Origin of the sequence: Microcoleus sp. A006_D1 (genome assembly GCF_036702805.1) — a bacterium.
In the GTDB taxonomy this organism is placed as follows: domain Bacteria; phylum Cyanobacteriota; class Cyanobacteriia; order Cyanobacteriales; family Microcoleaceae; genus Microcoleus.
This window is the reverse complement of sequence record NZ_JAUBVZ010000017.1, coordinates 17,271-34,945: the sequence shown is the minus strand read 5'-3', so window position 1 is coordinate 34,945 and position 17,675 is coordinate 17,271. Positions and strand designations below refer to the sequence as shown.

Annotated in this window: 12 protein-coding genes and 1 tRNA gene; 8 read left to right on the top strand and 5 right to left on the bottom strand. The window is 48.7% G+C overall.

What is annotated here, in order from left to right:
• Nucleotides 1–30: 30 nt before the first annotated feature.
• Entirely contained in the window at nucleotides 31–372 is a 342-nt protein-coding gene (locus QUB68_RS23965; protein ID WP_332997133.1) for a DUF433 domain-containing protein, read from the top strand.
• 410 nt (nucleotides 373–782) lie between these two features.
• Here QUB68_RS23965 and fba read toward each other — a convergent pair whose 3' ends face one another.
• The 4 genes from fba to QUB68_RS23945 all read right to left on the bottom strand — a co-directional run bounded on the left by fba (nucleotide 783) and on the right by QUB68_RS23945 (nucleotide 5,398).
• The gene (gene fba, locus QUB68_RS23960; protein WP_332997131.1) at nucleotides 783–1,862 is read right to left on the bottom strand and encodes a class II fructose-bisphosphate aldolase; all 1,080 of its coding nucleotides are present in this window, start codon (nucleotides 1,860–1,862) and stop codon (nucleotides 783–785) included.
• 186 nt (nucleotides 1,863–2,048) lie between these two features.
• Nucleotides 2,049–2,120: transfer RNA gene (locus QUB68_RS23955), tRNA-Lys, on the bottom strand.
• Nucleotides 2,121–2,187: 67 nt separating this feature from the next.
• Complete coding sequence (locus tag QUB68_RS23950) at nucleotides 2,188–3,057, bottom strand: aldose epimerase family protein (RefSeq protein WP_442923121.1); 870 nt, start codon at nucleotides 3,055–3,057, stop codon at nucleotides 2,188–2,190.
• Nucleotides 3,058–3,322: 265 nt separating this feature from the next.
• Nucleotides 3,323–5,398: a CapA family protein gene (locus QUB68_RS23945; protein ID WP_332997128.1), complete on the bottom strand. Its 2,076-nt coding sequence runs from the start codon at nucleotides 5,396–5,398 to the stop codon at nucleotides 3,323–3,325.
• Nucleotides 5,399–6,256: 858 nt separating this feature from the next.
• On the opposite strand from QUB68_RS23945, the gene QUB68_RS23940 reads away from it, so the two are divergent.
• Nucleotides 6,257–6,568: a DUF6679 family protein gene (locus QUB68_RS23940; RefSeq protein ID WP_106148100.1), complete on the top strand. Its 312-nt coding sequence runs from the start codon at nucleotides 6,257–6,259 to the stop codon at nucleotides 6,566–6,568.
• Nucleotides 6,569–6,833: 265 nt separating this feature from the next.
• Here the strand turns inward: QUB68_RS23940 and QUB68_RS23935 are convergent, their stop codons facing one another.
• Complete coding sequence (locus QUB68_RS23935) at nucleotides 6,834–8,468, bottom strand: MBL fold metallo-hydrolase (RefSeq protein WP_332997125.1); 1,635 nt, start codon at nucleotides 8,466–8,468, stop codon at nucleotides 6,834–6,836.
• A 1,012-nt stretch (nucleotides 8,469–9,480) separates the two neighbouring features.
• Between QUB68_RS23935 and QUB68_RS30005 the strand changes: the two genes are divergently transcribed.
• The 6 genes from QUB68_RS30005 to QUB68_RS23905 all read left to right on the top strand — a co-directional run bounded on the left by QUB68_RS30005 (nucleotide 9,481) and on the right by QUB68_RS23905 (nucleotide 17,580).
• Nucleotides 9,481–9,702, top strand: a complete 222-nt coding sequence (locus QUB68_RS30005) for a hypothetical protein (RefSeq protein ID WP_442923120.1) — start codon at nucleotides 9,481–9,483, stop codon at nucleotides 9,700–9,702.
• Nucleotides 9,703–10,495: 793 nt separating this feature from the next.
• The gene (locus QUB68_RS23925) at nucleotides 10,496–11,698 is read left to right on the top strand and encodes a glycosyltransferase family 2 protein (RefSeq protein ID WP_332997120.1); all 1,203 of its coding nucleotides are present in this window, start codon (nucleotides 10,496–10,498) and stop codon (nucleotides 11,696–11,698) included.
• Nucleotides 11,699–11,964: 266 nt separating this feature from the next.
• The gene (locus QUB68_RS23920) at nucleotides 11,965–13,296 is read left to right on the top strand and encodes a glycosyltransferase family 2 protein (protein WP_332997118.1); all 1,332 of its coding nucleotides are present in this window, start codon (nucleotides 11,965–11,967) and stop codon (nucleotides 13,294–13,296) included.
• A 178-nt stretch (nucleotides 13,297–13,474) separates the two neighbouring features.
• Nucleotides 13,475–14,719 (top strand): glycosyltransferase, encoded by a 1,245-nt coding sequence (locus QUB68_RS23915; RefSeq protein WP_332997117.1) that lies wholly within the window; start codon nucleotides 13,475–13,477, stop codon nucleotides 14,717–14,719.
• Nucleotides 14,716–15,507 (top strand): ABC transporter permease, encoded by a 792-nt coding sequence (locus QUB68_RS23910; RefSeq protein WP_332997115.1) that lies wholly within the window; start codon nucleotides 14,716–14,718, stop codon nucleotides 15,505–15,507. The genes QUB68_RS23915 and QUB68_RS23910 overlap by 4 nt, the downstream gene beginning before the upstream one ends.
• Complete coding sequence (locus QUB68_RS23905; RefSeq protein WP_332997113.1) at nucleotides 15,508–17,580, top strand: Wzt carbohydrate-binding domain-containing protein; 2,073 nt, start codon at nucleotides 15,508–15,510, stop codon at nucleotides 17,578–17,580.
• The last annotated feature ends 95 nt before the right edge of the window (nucleotides 17,581–17,675 follow it).

Here is a 17,675-nt window from a genome sequence, read left to right as displayed (position 1 = left end):
TAATCAGTAGTCGCAATTCCATTGTTTGCCATGACGCTGAAAGAATTAGAGCCTCAACTGCTGGCACTCTCTGACGAGGAAAAAGCTCAAGTTATTCAACTCCTATCTCAGGGAAAAATCAGTCTGGGGCGCGGTATTGAAAAAACGCCTAATGTTTGTGGTGGAAGTGCCTGCATTGCCGGAACTCGGATCACCGTTTGGGGACTTGTAGAAGCTCGTCGCATTGGGTATAGCGAAGCCGATTTACTCACAAGCTATCCATTGCTCTCTGCTACTGATATTGCTAACGCTTGGGTTTATGCCGAAGCCTTTCCCGACGAAATTGAAACAGAAATCCGGGAAAACGACGAAGTAATGGACGAGGAATTGTAACGTATGCACGTCTCTATTCGCAGCAACTTATACGGTATTGATACTAAATCCGACTTAAATACCCCCTTTATTTCTTAGTGCGCTTGGAGTGGACATCGTTTGTATAGGATCGGTTTCAATCGTACGTCTTATTTTTATTTCTTAGTCCGCGGAGGCGGACATCGTTTGTGTAGACGCGGTTTCAACCGCCGTCTAAATCTTATCTTTATTTCTTAGTCCGCAGGCGAGTGGACATCGTTTGTGTAGACGCGGTTTCAACCGTACGTCTGATCTTGGGGTAATGCTAAAATATGAGGTAATTTTCATTAAATTTGGCTACTCTCCACAAACAAAAACCGGGCAACTTCACAGCTACCCGGCAATCCAAACTTGAGATTTCAGACAAATCTAAAATCTCAAACCTAAAATTCTTAAACAGCTACAGTCTTCTTAGCAGAAGAGCTGAATTCGCCCTTAGCATACTTAGCTGCAAAATCATCCAAAGACATTTGCTTAATCTTTGTACCGTTACCAGCGCAACCAAAAGAGTTGTAACGATCGCTACAAACCTTCTGCATATACTTGATCGACGGCTTCAAGAAGTGGCGCGGATCAAACTCATCGGGCTTAGCAAACAAAGCTTCGCGCACCGCAGCGGTAATCGCCAAACGGTTGTCAGTATCGATGTTGATCTTACGCACGCCGCACTTGATGCCCTTTTGGATTTCTTCCACAGGTACGCCGTAGGTTTCGCGGATTTTGCCACCGTTGCTGTTGATGATTTCCAGCAATTCTTGGGGCACAGAAGATGAACCGTGCATTACCAAGTGAGTATTCGGCAAGCGGCGGTGAATTTCTTCGATGCGGCTGATTGCCAAAATTTCGCCAGTCGGCTTGCGGGTGAATTTGTAAGCGCCGTGGGAAGTGCCAATTGCCACTGCGAGAGCATCAACGCCGGTTTGCTCAACGAAATTAACAGCTTCTTCAGGATCTGTCAGCAATTGATCGTGAGAAAGCGCACCTTCAAAGCCGTGGCCGTCTTCTGCTTCGCCCATTCCTGTTTCCAGAGAACCCAAGCAACCCAGTTCGCCTTCAACGCTAACGCCGATCGAATGAGCAACCTTCACAACTTCGCGAGTAACTTCAACGTTGTACTCGTAGCTGGCGGGAGTCTTAGCATCCGCTTCCAAAGAACCATCCATCATCACGCTGGTGAAACCTTGGCGCATGGCAGAATAGCAAGTACCGGGGGCATTGCCGTGGTCTTGGTGCATACAAATGGGGATGTGAGGATAGGTTTCAACTGCGGCCAAAATCAGGTGGCGCAGGAAATTTTCCCCAGCGTAGGAGCGAGCGCCGCGAGAAGCTTGCAGAATCACGGGGCTGTTGGTTTCGTCAGCAGCGCGCATGATCGCTTGGATTTGCTCCATGTTGTTGACGTTGTAAGCCGGTAGGCCGTAACCATTTTCAGCCGCGTGGTCGAGCAGCAGTCGCATAGGTACAAGCGCCATAGATATTCCTCCTAATTATTTGTGATTTCTGGGCAGTGGATTTTGGACAAGTTCAATTCTTAGGATAATCTTAAGACAATTTGTAGCCGATCGCGCATTCTGTTTCCAGATTTACTTAAAAGTTCAAAAAACAAAATTTTGAGTTCTGAGCATTCAACTCAGAACTCAAAATTATTGTTTTTTTTATGGGTCGCCCGGGATTTGAACCCGAGACCAATCGGTTAAAAGCCGAATGCTCTACCGCTGAGCTAGCGACCCGCGAACGCGTTGTTACCGCACACAAGATCTAATAGTAGCACCCGTTTATTTAAATAGCAAGTCTTTTTCAAAAAAAAGTTGCAGTCATGCGAACCAGCATCTCGCAAGTCGCTCCCGGCTGCAAATAAATCAAGTGTTCGCCAGTATTGAGCGCATTTCGAGGAGCCGTCCAAGGTTCCACACAGTAAAAATCCTTGCCCTTCACAGTCCAGAAAACCAACTTCCCATAGCTGGAGTTGTAACTGACGGTGAGCCGCAAGCCCCGCCCCGCGTCAGTGACAGTAGCAGCCAGGCCGGTGAGTTCATCAAAGGAAACATCAATTTCATCCAGCGTCGGGTCAAAAACCCCCGTGAAATAACCCTTTTCGTGGGTGTTCTGATCTCTGTACTGCATCCCTGGAATCTCAAAGCGGAGATTTGTCTTGTCGGGAGCTAAAAAATAAGGGTGCAAGCCGCTAGAAAAGGGCATGGGTTCTGCACCCAGATTGGTGTATTGCTGCACAATTTCCAAAGAATTGCCTTTAATTTGATAAGTAAAAGCTAATTGGAAATCAAAGGGATAAACAGCCTGGGTCTTCTCGCTGCTGTTAAGCACCAGGGTAAGAGCCGCGCAACCCTCCGTAACTTGTTCCGTCGCCGTCCAAGGCAAATCGCGAGCAAAGCCGTGCTGTTTGAGCTGGCGCTCGACTCCGTTGTGGGTGTAGGTATTGTCGGGGAGATTGCCGCAGATGGGAAACAAGATGGGAATCCCGCCACGTACAGTCAGATCGGGATTGGCGAACCGTTCCGCGTCCAAGTAAAACATTTCTTTGCCTTCAACCAGCCAGCTAGTGGCAATACCGCCCCGTTCCGGCACAACTTCTAGAGTAGAGTTAGCGGTTTCGTCGGAGAGGATATAGGTTTTGTACTGCTTTTGCTTCAGCGCGATCGCAAACACATTTGTCATTGGTAGTAGGTCGTCGATCATTGGTTGTTAGTAAATCAGTCGTTAGTCATTGGTCGCTGGTACTTGATTTTCACCCATTACCAGAAAGAATTGGTTGAAAGCCGGAACCCTTAAAGGCGAGAAATTAAAACAGAGTATTCATTGCTTCAATCCTCGGACTTCCAGGTAGAGGTAGCTGTCCCAGGTCAACTGTCAACTGTCAACTGAATGAACGCCCCTTTCAAAGGCTCTGTATCCTTGCTCCGACTCCCACCGGTTAACCAATGCTCGCAGCTATCGGAGGCAGGGCGATCCCCGGCCCGGATCGATCGCTGCTTTTGCCGGGAACGATCGCCTTTGTCGGGTACTCTTTGAGTGCGACTTTAAAAGATAGATCCCCAGTTGGGGCAAGATAGCTTTGGGGACTGATCGCCCCTCCCGAACTGGGAGATGGGGGCGAAATAAACGGTTCTTTGATGAATGGCTCTTTGGTAAACGGATCTGATTCCCGGCTGGGCTTTTGAGGTTGAGTGCGATAGATGCGCGGTGGCAAATCTTGACTCGGAGGCGGGCTTGACTCAATTGCAGGCCCAGTCTTGTTCTGGAAAAATGAGGAGTTTTCCGACTGTTTGGGAGCAGCAGGCAAAGGCGGCAAAATGGGGGTAGGTTTGGGTTGTCCCGGGCCTTGCAGATTGTTGTCACCGAATGTTCCGGGGGAACCGGGCCCTGGCTGGTACGTACCGCTAGGAGCTGTTCCGGGCCGAGAATTGGCAGGCTTTGGTGCCGCTCCTGGGTTGATTGGGGCATCGAGAACTACAGCAGATCGCATCGGGCGATCGAAGATACTAGAAATTTGCTCAACGTGTTTGAGGATGCGATCGCCCGCGGCTCCTTTGACCACCTTCGGCTGAAATTTTTTCACCTCCACAGGCAAAAATTCTACTTTCATATTCCTGTCTTTGAGCGATACTTTCAGGACTGCGGTATCGTAATCGCTGCGAGCATTCGCGCCGAATATAAAATTACCTAATGAGTAAACAATCGGGCGGCCTTTGTAAATTTCTGCACCTTGCAGGACGTGGGGGTGATGTCCCACTACCAAATCTGCTCCTTGGTCGATCGTGAACCGAGCCAAATCTATTTGCCAGTCCCCCGGATAATCTGCCAATTCGACTCCCCAGTGGTAATTAACCACAATCCAGTCTACCTGACCCCTGAGAGCTCGAATATCCTCTGCCACGCGATTGTTGCGGCGTGCATTAGTGCCCGCTTTCCCTTGGTCGGCGGCGTGAAGGTCGGAATCGTAATAACCAAGGTATGCGATCCGCTGACCCTTCACCTCAATAATATCTGGACGCCTCGCTTCTTTAATATCTCTACCGGCTCCCAGATGCCCAATCCCAGCATTATTTAGAGTATTTATAGTCTCCACCAGCCCCGGCTCCTCGTAATCCATAACGTGGCTATTTGCCAGATTGACAAGATCCACTCCTCCTGCTGTTAATACTTTCACCGATTCTGGAGCTGCTTTAAAATTTAATTGTTTTTTGCCCAGGCCCAAGGTAGAGCTAGTCAGGGGGTTTTCTAGGTTAACCATCGACACATCTGCTTGCCGGTACTCGTCCATGTTGGCGAAAGCCCAATGGTAATCGTTACCGCCAGATGCGGAGATCGCATCCGATAGATTCACATTTCCTCCGAACATCAGCGTTACGGTTGGGTCATAGGGATTGGCAACCTGCTTTTGTTGCACTACGGGTACTACTTCTAAGGCCGCTTGCACCGCATCCGGACGTTTTGGAGGCGGCCCCGACATGACGGCTGCTTGCTGGTACGGGGAGACTGGGGATACTAACCGCATGGCCAGAGCCTCGTGGTAGCTCACCCAACAGCCTAAGATAAATGAGGCAAGTGCCGATCCCACTAGCAGCAGAGAACGATAGGTTTTAAATTTAACCCAATCGACGACGAGTAGGGAACGGTCACGTCGCTGTCGGCGGTTTGCCGGAGTCACAATTCGCACTGACTGTTTCCAGAGAATCTCTGGTTCCCCAGCCAAGCGCGCGTGAATTCGCACCCCTTCTACTGCTGGCGAGTTGAGTCTCCAGAGTTGGTGGCAAATAAATTTAACTAAGCCTTCGCGGAGAGTGTTCCCCAGTAATGTATTCTCTGGCGCAAATTCGCGCTGGAATTCTACCAGAATTTGCACGCATCCAGCCTGAGCCTGTTCGACGCGGGCATAAATCCCTTCTGGTCTTAGCAAGCTGTCAATCCAGTAATTCAGGGCTTGAAAGTTACCCGATCGCGCTAGCTCCAACATAGACCGCTGCGACCAATTTTCTGCATATACCATCAATTAGCCTCCTTAACACATTGAGCGATGACTGTAATTTCTTTTCAACGGAACTGTAATTCTTTTAGCTTAACCGCCACTTCGCTGCCCACTTTGAAGCTAGTTGTTCGCCGACACCATTTTCTACATTTAGGTGCTGCCTGCTGTCAGTGATTTTTATCACATTCGCGTCTGTCGATTTGACATTTTCGATTTGACATTTTCGATTTGAGATTTTCGGTTGAGTCAAGAAGCGGTAGCGGGCGATCTTTCCTAACCTCCAAAGTTGACTGTGCTGGGGGACTTCAGGCAGAGGAGATTGAGATTTCCACAGCGCAGAGTCTGTTGTTATTGTCGCTGTTTGAGTGTCGCTTTGGAGCGCTCAGGTCGATCGGAGATTTAATTCTGCGATCTATTGAAGGCAAATGCCTCTCGCGAGAGATGCGGCCGGCAGCAAAATCAGCGATCGGATAAATGGCGTACTCGATAGATTTGGTGGTAAAATGAAATGTAGTAACCTCCATCGGTGTTAAAGTTTCAGAAAACGTGAAACTAGCCAGTCAATATGGCTATGCCTTCCGATGTAAAACCCAAAGTACGTTACCAAAAAATTGGGTTCAAAGCCCCGTCCTGATAGGGTGGCTTTCATGATAGAACTATATATTGATTCGCGAGATGTAAAAATCCGGTCTCAACTGCATAGTTCAAAAAATGTCACATAGGTTGGGGCATCAACCTACGAGGCTCAGCAATATCAGACAAGGTGTGCTTGCATTTGCTGTTTGAATCCCGAATCCCGATGCCTCCCGTGGCCCGGGAGTATGTCAATGTAAACAGGCCATATTTTAAGCAAGTTACACTGCGCAGGAGAACTGACAAATGCTACAGCGCAAAATCTATCAACTCTGTTGTGATGGTCGTGAGGTTTCTATTTTTCTTCGAGATCAGCAACGTTGGATAGAGCGCGCTCGTATCCTAGATATTGAAGGGGATCTAGTCACGTTGCGCTACGAAACAGACGAAGAAGACGAAATTAGCTCCTGGGAAGAAATGGTGCGTCTCGAAAGTATTGGAGCAGTGTCCCAGAAGTTGGCTTCGGTGTCGAGAACTAACTGCGAACCCCTAGTTTCTGACGATTGTCCCGAAGCCGAACAAATTCGCAATCATTACCCGGACTCGAATTTAGATTAGTTTTGATCTCGCGCTTGAGGCACAAAGAATACTTGGGGGAAAAGAAAACAACTTTTCTCCCTTTTTTGTGGAAGAATTAGGCAAAAAACCCGGTTTACGCCAAAAATCTTCTGGATTGTCACCAAATGATACAGCAACCGCCACATCGGTGAGGACATAAATAACTTCATGAATAGAGCCGATACCCGTACTGCATCAATGGTTTGATTCGGGTTATGCAACAACTGTCAACTGTCCACTGTCAACTGTCCACTGCTATACCAGCTTATTCGCCGTCGGTTTCCCGATCGAGGAAAAGTTCGGCCTCAGGTATAGCTTCAAACACCGGACAGTAACCGTCGGGGGTAACTTTAAAGCCAAACAAAGTAGATAACTGGTTCCAACAGCGCTGGCCGCGGTAGTGCTGGCAATTGCCGCAGCATTCGAGATTGGTTTGAACGGTGCTGCCTTGAAACAGCAGTTCCCGCTGGGAAATGCCGCGCAGTACCAGTTCTTCGCCTTGCCAGCGGGCTTCTACCAAACCGGTATCGGCAAAATTGGCCCACCGAGAATCGGCTGTAATCAGACTCGGCAAGCTAATTGCTACCTCTGTCCCCAATTCGCTAAGTTCTCCCTCATAGTTAGTTTCCGGGATCGCCGGCTGCAAAAACATTTCCCCGATCGGCAATTCGACGATCGTACCCGCCGCCGGAGTGTGCAACTGGTAGCGGTTTCGCAGCTCGTCCAAGTTAGCCAAATCAGCCAAATAGGCAGGGGAACCATGCACCAAAATCACGTGCTGGGGACGCAAATTGTGGATGAGCTGGGTAGTTCCCGGGCCGTCGCAGTGTTCGGCTAGCAGATAAGTTTCGACGCTTCTGACTCCAGATTCGGGCCAATTGCCCAGCCATTCCTTGACGGGATATCCGGGTTTTTGAGGTGCGAGCAAAATCCAAGGATTTGGGCGATCGGCAACATACAAATTCAAATCAGCAATTCGGTCAGTAATCACAATACACGGCGTGGAGCCCAATTCGGGGCGCTGTTCCGCAGACAGCCGACGGACACGGGGTTTCACCCTTTCGTCCCAAAACAAAGGTTGGTGTAGAGCAAAATTTTGGACGGCGGTGGGAAAATGGGGCAGCAATTCCAGATAAGCGTCGCAGCCGTCAGCGACAGTACCGTCTACCCAAATATCCAAGTCGCGGCCTGTGAAATAGTGGTGGCTGCGGAGCAGCATCAGCAATTCTTGACCCAAACCGAGGGCGGGCGCGGGCAGCAGTACCGAGTACCCGTCAGCGATCGCGCGGTGGATGCGATCGGCTAATTGATTTTCCAGTTGTCGGCGGTGAGGGTGTCGCGCCGTGCCATAACTGCCTTCCAAAATTAACACATCCGGCTTCATCCCCCGGAGTTCTCCCAGCGGCAAACCTTCCACCAAACGAGAATTAGACAGAAAAAAGTCGCCGGTGTACACCAGGGTGTAGGTGCGGTGGGGAGCGGCATAAGTCAGCAGCACAGTCGCCGCTCCGGGTAAATGGCCCGACGGGAACAACTGCACGCTCAGTCCCGGGCGCAGTTCCATCGGCGACTGCCAGGGCAGTCCCTGACAGAAGTGCGATTCTGGCTGCTGAGCCAGGGAGGGCCAGTTGAGCGGTAGCAGTCGCGCTGTCACTTCGCTGGCATAAATTGGCAACTGCGGGAAAGATTGGTGGAGTGCTAGCAAACCTCTGGCGTGGTCGGCGTGGGCGTGGGTGCACACCACAAAATCGGCTGGCAGCGATCGATCTAGTGTCGCTGACAGGGGTGCGATATCTTCTACACCGCAGTCGAGTAAAATCCGGTGCGGCCCCATGCGCACTAGCAGACAGACCCCTTCCTGTGCGTGGCCTGCGCCGTAAGGTAAACAATCGAGATCCATCACTGGGTTTAGCCCCCTGTTTTACGCGCAACTTGCAGTATCGCAACATCTAAGTGTTGGCTGCGACTGCATTCATTCGATCGACTTGAGTTCCGGACGCATCAACCGGGTTTGATGGAGGAAAAGACTTTGTTACCGCCCTCGCTAAGAGTGAAAAAACCCGGTCGATTGAAGTTTTGGTGCATCAGCCTGGGAGTTTAATGTTTGCTCCCAGGCTCCGGCTCCCGTGCAACGAAAGTAATTGCACTGTAAATTTGGTACTTGGTGCAACGCTGGGGAAAAGCTATTTTCCCCAGGTATTGGCAGAAATCGGCAAAAAGCCTGGAACCAAGTTAATGCTGCGGGTTCTGGCCTCAAAAGTTACATTTTATTGCAGCTTTTAAGCCCAGGCAACTCGATCTCATATTCTGAGTGTCAAACCTTTTTTCACAATTTGCGCCTGCTAGCAGTTAGTCTTTTTTATGAGAAGATTTTAATTCAGCAGCCCTAAGATGTTGACAAAACTTTACAAATCTTTATCCCTGGGATTTTGAGGGGGTGTATAGTCCCACAATCAAAACTTGAATAAGCAGACTCATGCTGGCTGAGTCTTGCTGTCATGGTAGGTGGAGAGTTTATGAGTTCGATCGGTTTTTTTGTAAAAGTTTGATACATTTTTCTAAGCAAACCTTGTGGCTATCCAGGAAAGAGTTTAAATGGCTTTTGGGCGGCGCATATCAATGGAGCGTCGCCCTCTGTGAAGACACAGACCCCGTTGAGTTGTGGCGCGGACGCTGAGATAGGGAAACCGCAACCGTAATTCAGTTGACAGTTGACCGCTCGACAGTTGACGCTTGAGGGCGACCTCTACCTGGAAGTCCGAGGATTGGAGTAATGAATAGTCTTGTTTTAATTTCTCCCTACAACAATAGTCCGGACAGTACCCGTTTTTTTTGAAACAACTTCTCCCGAGAGGTTTGTAGAATTTAATTTCAAAAATTTATGAGGTCGAGCGCCTCAATATCGAGAGGAGATTTCCCAGCAGGTTAGCCTCTACAAAGCTCGCGGTTGCGAAGCAGAAAGAGATTGCGATCTTGACAGCCAAGAATCTCCAAAAAAGTTCGGCGATAATACAGTACCTTTCGCTGGCGCTGCTGTCAGCCAAGTCGGTAAAAAACAAGTCGGATACAACCGGATGCTTGCCATGTGCTTTTTGAATAAGATAAATCGCCCTGAGATCAATTTCGGTTGGTGACTAACTTTTCCATTCTCTCAACTATGGCTATGAATCTTGCACGAATTTTGGGCTTTTTATCAGTAACTTCAGCCTGAAGATGTCTCGGTGAGAGGATGGGACGGTTGATGATTTTGTGAGAATGAATCAGCCCAAGGGACTTGGTGAGGGGAGCATCTGGGCGCCAGCTTTTGTTAAAAAAATGCTTTTTGCCAAAATTAGCTGCTGCCTTGGGGAGGGGGCGAGGGCGATGCTTTATTACCAGAAAGAATTGGTTTAAAGCCCCAAGCCTTAAAGGCGAGAAATTAAAACAAGACTATTCATTACTCCAATCCTCTTGCTTCCAGGTAGAGGTCGCCCTCCGAGGTCATCTGTCAACCGTCAACTGTTTGGTATGTTGTCGAGAATAGTAGCCGACGATCGCAATCAACGCTCAAATCAGGTGCTGCACACACCCGGTTCGATCTAAAAATCTGGTTTTGAGATTGGGGATTAATGGCGAGGCTTGGTAGCGCAGGCAACCGTTAACACCTGCAATTGACAGCAGCCTCGATGAGCGATCGTTTTTGGCGGGAAAAATTCTGTTGGAAAAAAACTTGACATCAGCAGGTCATCGAAAGTAAAAATAAATAAAAGCAATAACAAAAATGAGGTTTTATGTGGGATTCGCGATCGGCGATCGGCAAGTATGGCATTGATAAGTTGCTATCCCATACAACAATTTTGGCGAAAATACATCCGGGAAAATACGGAGTATCTATGAGTTTTTCGCAATAATTTTTCACAATCTAAAATCTAAAATCTAAAATCTAAAATGGCAACAGCTATTCTCGACCTGGAAATATCCAAACTCCCGCCAGAAATTACGGTTGAGGAGCGTTACAGCAAAGCTTTGGTTTTAATTAGACTGCACGGAAAACCGATCGGGCAAGCTCAAATTCCGGTAGTCGGAGGTCGGATTGAGGGATCGCAATTGCGGGAAAGTCTGATGAATGCAGCAGGCGATAACCTTTGGAAAAATTGGCTCTACGATGCCCTGGATTGGGACGAACGCGGGGCGGCAGAGACAATCCCGATAGCCACGGTAGCGATTTGTACGCGCGATCGCCCGGAAGATTTGCGGCGCTGTCTTGACGCGCTGATGCTGCTCCCAGATGATGGTCAGGAATATTTAGTAATTGACAACTGTCCGGCTACGGATGCTACCCGTGAATTGGTCAAAAATAATTACCCGCAAGTCCGGTACGTGCGGGAAGACGATTTAGCGGGGGAAAGCGCCGCCCGCAACCGAGCTTTGCGGGAAGCTAAACACGAATTCGTAGCGTTTACAGATGATGATGCAGTGCCCGATCGCTATTGGTTGCGATCGCTGTTGCAAAATTTCCGCGATCGGCGAGTGATGTGCGTCACGGGGCTAGTGATGCCCCTAGAGCTGGAAACAGAAGCGCAAGAATGGTTTGAGCGCTACAGCCCCTACGGGCAGGGCTTCTACCGCCGAGTTTTTGACGGGGCGCACTGCAATCCGCTGATTATTTCTCCTGTGGGGGTTTCGGCGAGTATGGCTTTGCGGAAAAGTTTAACCGACAGCATCGGGATGTTTGACGAAGCTTTGGGCGTGGGTACGCCGGCGAAATGCGGCTCAGACACCGAACAGTTTTCTCGCATTTTGCGCGCGGGCTACTGCATCGTGTACGAACCGAGGGCCGTGAGCTGGCACCGCCACCGGCGTACCTGGGCAGAGCTGCAAAACTTGCTCAAATGCTACGGAATCGGAGTCTATGCTTACTGGACGCGGATATTTGTGGTCAATGGAGAATTTGGGGTGCTTCAGTTAGCTTTGTGGTGGCTGCGGTACAAACAAATTCCCGAGCTCATTGCTTCGTTGCGAAAGCAACCGGATGCTGTGCCGAGTGATTTGCTTTTGGCTCAATTGCGGGGCTGCATTCGCGGCCCGATGGCTTATTTTGAGTCTCGGAAGCAGTTAAAAGCAATTAAGGAAGGAGTCAGTAGTCAGTAGTCAGTAGTCAGTAGTCAGTAGTCATTAGTCATTAGTCATTAGTAAGAGAGAATAGAGAATAGACAAGAGTGTTTTTAATTACCAATCACCAATTACCAATTACCAATCACCTTGATTCAAGACAGGTAATTCACTGATATAGTGATCGCTGTTTTTTCCCTCTTTATTCTTCCTGCTTCGTTGTGACTAATGACTGAGGACTGAGGACTAAAAACTAAGGACTAATCACTTCAACATCCCAATTACCAATCACCTGGAATATGAATATGGAAAATCTCACAGTTAGCGTAATTATTCCGACTCACAATCGCAGTGCTTCCCTGCGGCGCGCTCTTGATGCTTTGCACTTGCAGAGTTATCCGATCGACCTCATGGAAGTGACAGTAGTCGCAGATAGCTGCATTGACGATACTTTGGCAATGCTGCAAGACTACAAAGCTCCGTTTAAACTGCACGCGATCGAGGTAAATTGCCGGAGTGCTTCAATTGCTCGCAATACAGGAGCAGCAGCGGCTACCGGAGAATTGTTGCTATTTCTGGATGACGATATCGAAGCAATGGCGCCACTGGTAGAAAGCCACGTCCGCACTCACCAAGCACGTCGGGGCTGTGCTGTCATGGGCATTTATCCGCCCAAGTTGCAGGGAGGAACTAGATTTTTTGATGTGGAAGTGCGGGCTTGGTGGGAGGACAAATTTTATCAGATGAGCAACCCCGAGCATCGATTCGAGTACCGAGATTTGCTCAGCGGCAATCTTTCTCTGGATGCGGAACTGTTTGCTCGGCTCGATGGCTTCGATTCGGCTTTTGGAAACTGCGGCGGGGAAGATTACGAGTTTGGGATACGTTTGCTGAAAGCTAATGTACCTTTTGTGATGGCGAATGAAGCACTGGGCTATCATTACGAACACGAAACTAACAATCTCGATCGCTCTTTTCGCCGCTGTCGTCAAGAAGGGCGATCGGATGTTTTGATCGGTAAGCGACACCCGGAAATCAGACCGCTCCTGCACGTAAAGGACTACGAAACTCCTTATTCGCTGGTGGATAAACTTTTGGTGGCGGTGGCTTTTTTCTGGCCGGCGGCTGTGGATTTTCTGGCTGCGGGACTGAGGAAATCTCTTGATTTGTTGCAAAGCTTGGGGATGCGACTGACTTGGCGGTGGCTGCGGGCAAAATTGCGCGGTTATTGGTATTTCCGGGGGGTGATGGACGAGTTGAAAAGTCGATCGGCAATTGCGAGTTTTATGCAAGGTGGGCCGGCCAGGGCCGATTTGAGCGATCGCGAAATTGAGATCGATTTGCAGCAAGGTTGGGAAGCAGCAGAAAGGTCGATCGACGCTGAACGGCCCGATGGCATTTATCTGCGTTACGGTGAACTGCCGGTCGGCCACATTCCTCCTCAATTCGGTATCGAGCCGCTGCGGGGCGTCCACCTGCGTTCAATTCTGGCAACTTCGGTTTCGGATCGATTGCTAGCGGCGATGGCGGCTAACGGTATGCCGAAAAGTGCTGGAACGGATCTAGAAAAGCCTCTAATTGCTGTTGAGAATTATGAGTTAATCGATAGTCAGCAGTCCTTAGTCCTTAGTCCTTAGTCATTAGTCATTAGTCGTTAGTCAAGATGGAGATTTTAAGTTATAGCAACCGCCACATCGGTGAGGACATAAATAACTTCATGAATAGAGCCGATACCCGTACTGTATCAATGGTTTGATTCGGGTTATGCAACTGTCAACTGTCAACTGTCAACTGTCAACTGTTTAGGAGCAAGTTATGGGAATAAAACTGCTGAAAATTGAGTTTTCTGAACCGATTCATCCGATTCGCGGACTGGAGAAATATGAAAAAATCCGCATCTTGGTGTGCTACGGGGGAACGCCTCTGAAATGGGTAGAAATATTGAATAACCCTTGGCAGGAAATTATTCCGGCAGAGCGGGTGCGATCGACAATTGTGGCGCAAACAGGTCAGGAATTGACGCAAGCAATTCTCGGTCAACAGTTGGGGCTCAAAGCAGAGCCAAACCATCCGCTGCCACCGATTAGCGTGGTCATCTGCACGCGCGATCGCACGGACTTGCTCAAAGGCGCTTTGGAAGCAATTCTGGCCGTGGACTATCCCGATCGCGAAATTATCGTCATAGACAACGCTCCTTCCAACACCAGCACGGCTGAATTGGTGGCGCGATTGCCTGTACGCTACGTCAAGGAAGAACGGCCAGGATTGGATTGGGCGCGCAATCGCGGCATCGCTGAGGCCAGCCACGAGATTGTGGCTTTTACAGATGACGACGTGCGGCCCGATGTCGGTTGGCTGCGAGGGATTGCTGCGGGTTTTGCTGACCCGGAAATTATGGCTGTTAGCGGTTTAGTGGCGCCGGCGGAATTGGAAACAGAGGCTCAAATTCAATTTGAATTGGGCTATGGCGGAATGCTGCAATACGCCCACAGCTTTAAAGTTGATGGTAGCAAGCTCTCGACGCGGGAGTTGTTGTGGTCGAGCGCTTACGGCGTCGGCGCGAATATGGCTTTCCGCGTCCGGGTGTTCGCGGAAGTGGGCAATTTTGACCCGGCTTTGGATGTGGGGACTGCGACTCGGGGCGGTGGCGATATCGAGATGTTTCACCGGATTTTGGCTAAGGGATACTCGATTTTTTACGATCCCAGAGCTTTTGTGTGGCACGTACACAGGCGCAGCGGCGAGGCTTTGAGCAAGCAGTTAATGGATAATGGGCGCGGTTTTGGGGCTTATTTGCTGACGTGCGATCGCAACCGTACAGTCAGCCGCCTGGAAATTTTGTATTTTGCTGGCGTTCACTGGATCGGCGGGTGGATGCTGGACAAGTTGCTGCGTCCGGGCTGGCTACCCCGCAAATTGCTGGTGAACGAGTTGCTAGGAGCTCTGCAAAGTCCTTTTAGTTACAGGAAAGCGCAGTTGCAAGCTCAGGAGTTGGCGGCTATCCCAAGCCAGGAATCGCAGTTAGTTGAACAGCCGGTAATTGTTGGTGGTGTACAGTGATAAATGCGGTAAAACGGGTAAATCGGCGCCAAATTGCTCATTTTTTCGATTTGCTGCGCGAGTTGGTCGATCGCGATATGAAATTACTTTACAAGCGATCGACCCTAGGAATTGCTTGGACTTTGATCAATCCGCTGTTGCAGTTGGCTGTTTTTTCTTTTGTATTCCGAACAGTAATTCCGGTGAACATTCCGCAGTTTTCTTCCTTTGCTTTCAGCGGTTTGTTAATTTGGAGTTGGACTCAAACGGCGCTGTTTCAAGCGACGGGACTAATTACTGGCAACCTGGCTTTAATCAGACAGCCGAATTTTCCGACAGCTATTTTGCCTGTAGTCACAACTACCACCGGATTGATTCACTTTTTGCTGGCGCTGCCGGTGCTAATTATCTTTTTAGCAATTGATGGGATACAGCCAAATTCGGCGCTGTTAGCCCTGCCGCTTTTGATGGTGATTCAATTCATTTTGACGGTGAGTTTGGCTTATCCCCTCGCTGCGATGAACGTTACTTTCCGCGATACGCAGCACACTTTGGGGGTGTTGTTGCAGATGCTTTTTTATCTGACTCCCATTTTCTACGATTTCAAAAGTGTGCCCAAAGAATTTCAGCCTTTCTATCAGTTAAATCCGATGGTGCCGCTGATTGAAGCTTACCGGGCAATACTGCTCAAAGGTACGCAGCCGGACTGGCAATCTCTGCTAATTTTGAGCTTGGTTGTGGCTGTTCTTTTGCCGATCGGACTGGGAATTTTTAACAGGCAAAGCGATCGATTTGTGGAGGAATTGTAAATGCGTCAAGCTATTGTTGTCAAGGGTTTGGGTAAACGTTTCAACCGCTACAGTGCCGATCGACCTTTTACGATTATGGAGGCCGCTTTGTGGGGCTGGTGGCGGATGAAACCAAAAGCACATTTTTGGGCGCTGCGGGATATCAGTTTTAGTGTTTCTGCTGGCGAAATGCTGGGAATTCTCGGTAAAAATGGAGCCGGAAAATCGACGCTGCTGCAACTAATGGGCGGTATCGGCTGCGCTGAGGAGGGAACGATTAAAGTTAACGGCCGAATTGGCGGTTTGTTGGATTTGGGTGCGGGTTTTCACACTGATTTAACGGGCAGAGAAAATGTGTTTGTGGGTGCGGTGGTGGCGGGTTTGACTCGCCGGGAAGCAGCGCGCCGCTTTGACGATATTGTGGAATTTGCAGAATTACAAAAGTTTATCGACAGCCCGATGCGGACTTACAGTACGGGAATGCGAATGCGGTTGGCTTTTTCGGTAGCGGTTCACACCGATCCGGAAGTGCTGTTAGTGGATGAACATTTGTCGGTTGGTGATGTGGCTTTTCAAACTAAATGTTTGAATAAAATAGCAGAGTTTAAAAATCAAGGCTGTGCGATTGTTTTGATTTCTCACAATGCGGCGCAAATTCAAAAATTGTGCGATCGAGCTTTGTGGCTGCGGGAAGGTAAAATCATGGCTTACGGCGACAGGGAAGTGGTAGTGGGTCAGTATTTGTCGGAAATGCGATCGGAAACTGACAAGCGCACTCCCATGCGTCCTCCTGAAGTTACAAGTACGGGTTTGCAACTGCGAGTCAATCAAAACCGTTTTGGTTCTTTGGAAGTAGAAATTACTGATGTAAAAGTGTTGCCAGATGAAGAAATAGACAGCGGCGATGCTATTACTATTGAAATTCATTATTCGGTGTCAAAACCGATTGGTGCTGCAATATTTGGCGTCACAATCAGCCGCGAAGACGGTCAAAGTTGTTTTGAAACTAATACTAATCAAATGGGGCGGTTGATTCCGCTAGCAGAAGGTAAAGGTAAAATCCGGCTGCACGTAGACAGGCTGGATTTAGGCAACGGTCAGTATTATATAAATGCTGGGGTTTACGAGAAGGGTTGGGCCTATGCTTACGATTATCACTGGCACGTTTATCCGCTGTACGTGCGATCGACTGTACACCAAAAAACGATTCTTTGTCCGCCCTACCGCTGGGAATTTGACGGCAAAATGGAGGTACTGGATTTACCCGAAAAAGCTGAGAAAGTTCACGCTTTGAATAAGAATAATCCCAGCTATGCCAAGATTTCGACTCAGTTGAAAAATAAGCAATCACCGGATTTTTTAATTATTGGCGGTCAAAAATGCAGCACGGAGGCATTATACGGCTACCTCGAAAATCACTTGCAAATTATCAAAGAAGGTGCCAGACAAGCACACTTTTTTGAGTTGAATTTCGAGCGTGGCGTCGAGTGGTATAGCAAACAGTTGACGCGGAGTGTCGCGGGTGACAGGGTACTGCTGTGGGAAATGACTCCCTACTACATTTATCATCCTTTGGTAGCCGAGCGAGTTTACAAGTCTTTCCCGGATGTCAAGCTGATTTTAATGCTGCGAAACCCGGTAAAACGAGCGTGGATGCACTATCATTTAGAAGTGGCAGTAGGCTGCGAAAAGTTGGAGTTTGAAAAGGCGATCGCCTCTGAACCAGACAGGCTAAAAGGTGAAATTGAAAAAATCAAAGCCGATGAGGGTTATTACAGTTTCAACCACCAACATTATTCCTATTTGTCGCGGGGAATTTATGTCGAACAAATCAAGAATTGGCTCGATTATTTTCCGAGAAAACAGTTGCTAATTCTCAAAAGCGAAGATTTTCAAGCAAATACCAGCCAAGTTTTTTCACAAGTCTTAGATTTTTTGGATGTCAGTGCGATTCCAATTAAAGAATATGAGATTAATAGTGCTGAGGATTACAACAAAATGCCTGCGGAACTCGAACAACAATTAACCAATTATTTTCAGCCTTACAATCAGCAACTTTCTGATTTGTTGAAGGAGGATTTTACTTGGAGTTAAGTAAATAGTTTTGAATCGCAGATAGCGCGATTTTGAGTAGGTGGCGGACGCCGCACAGAAAACACTATAAGTATGGTTGTCCACCACTCTTTGCC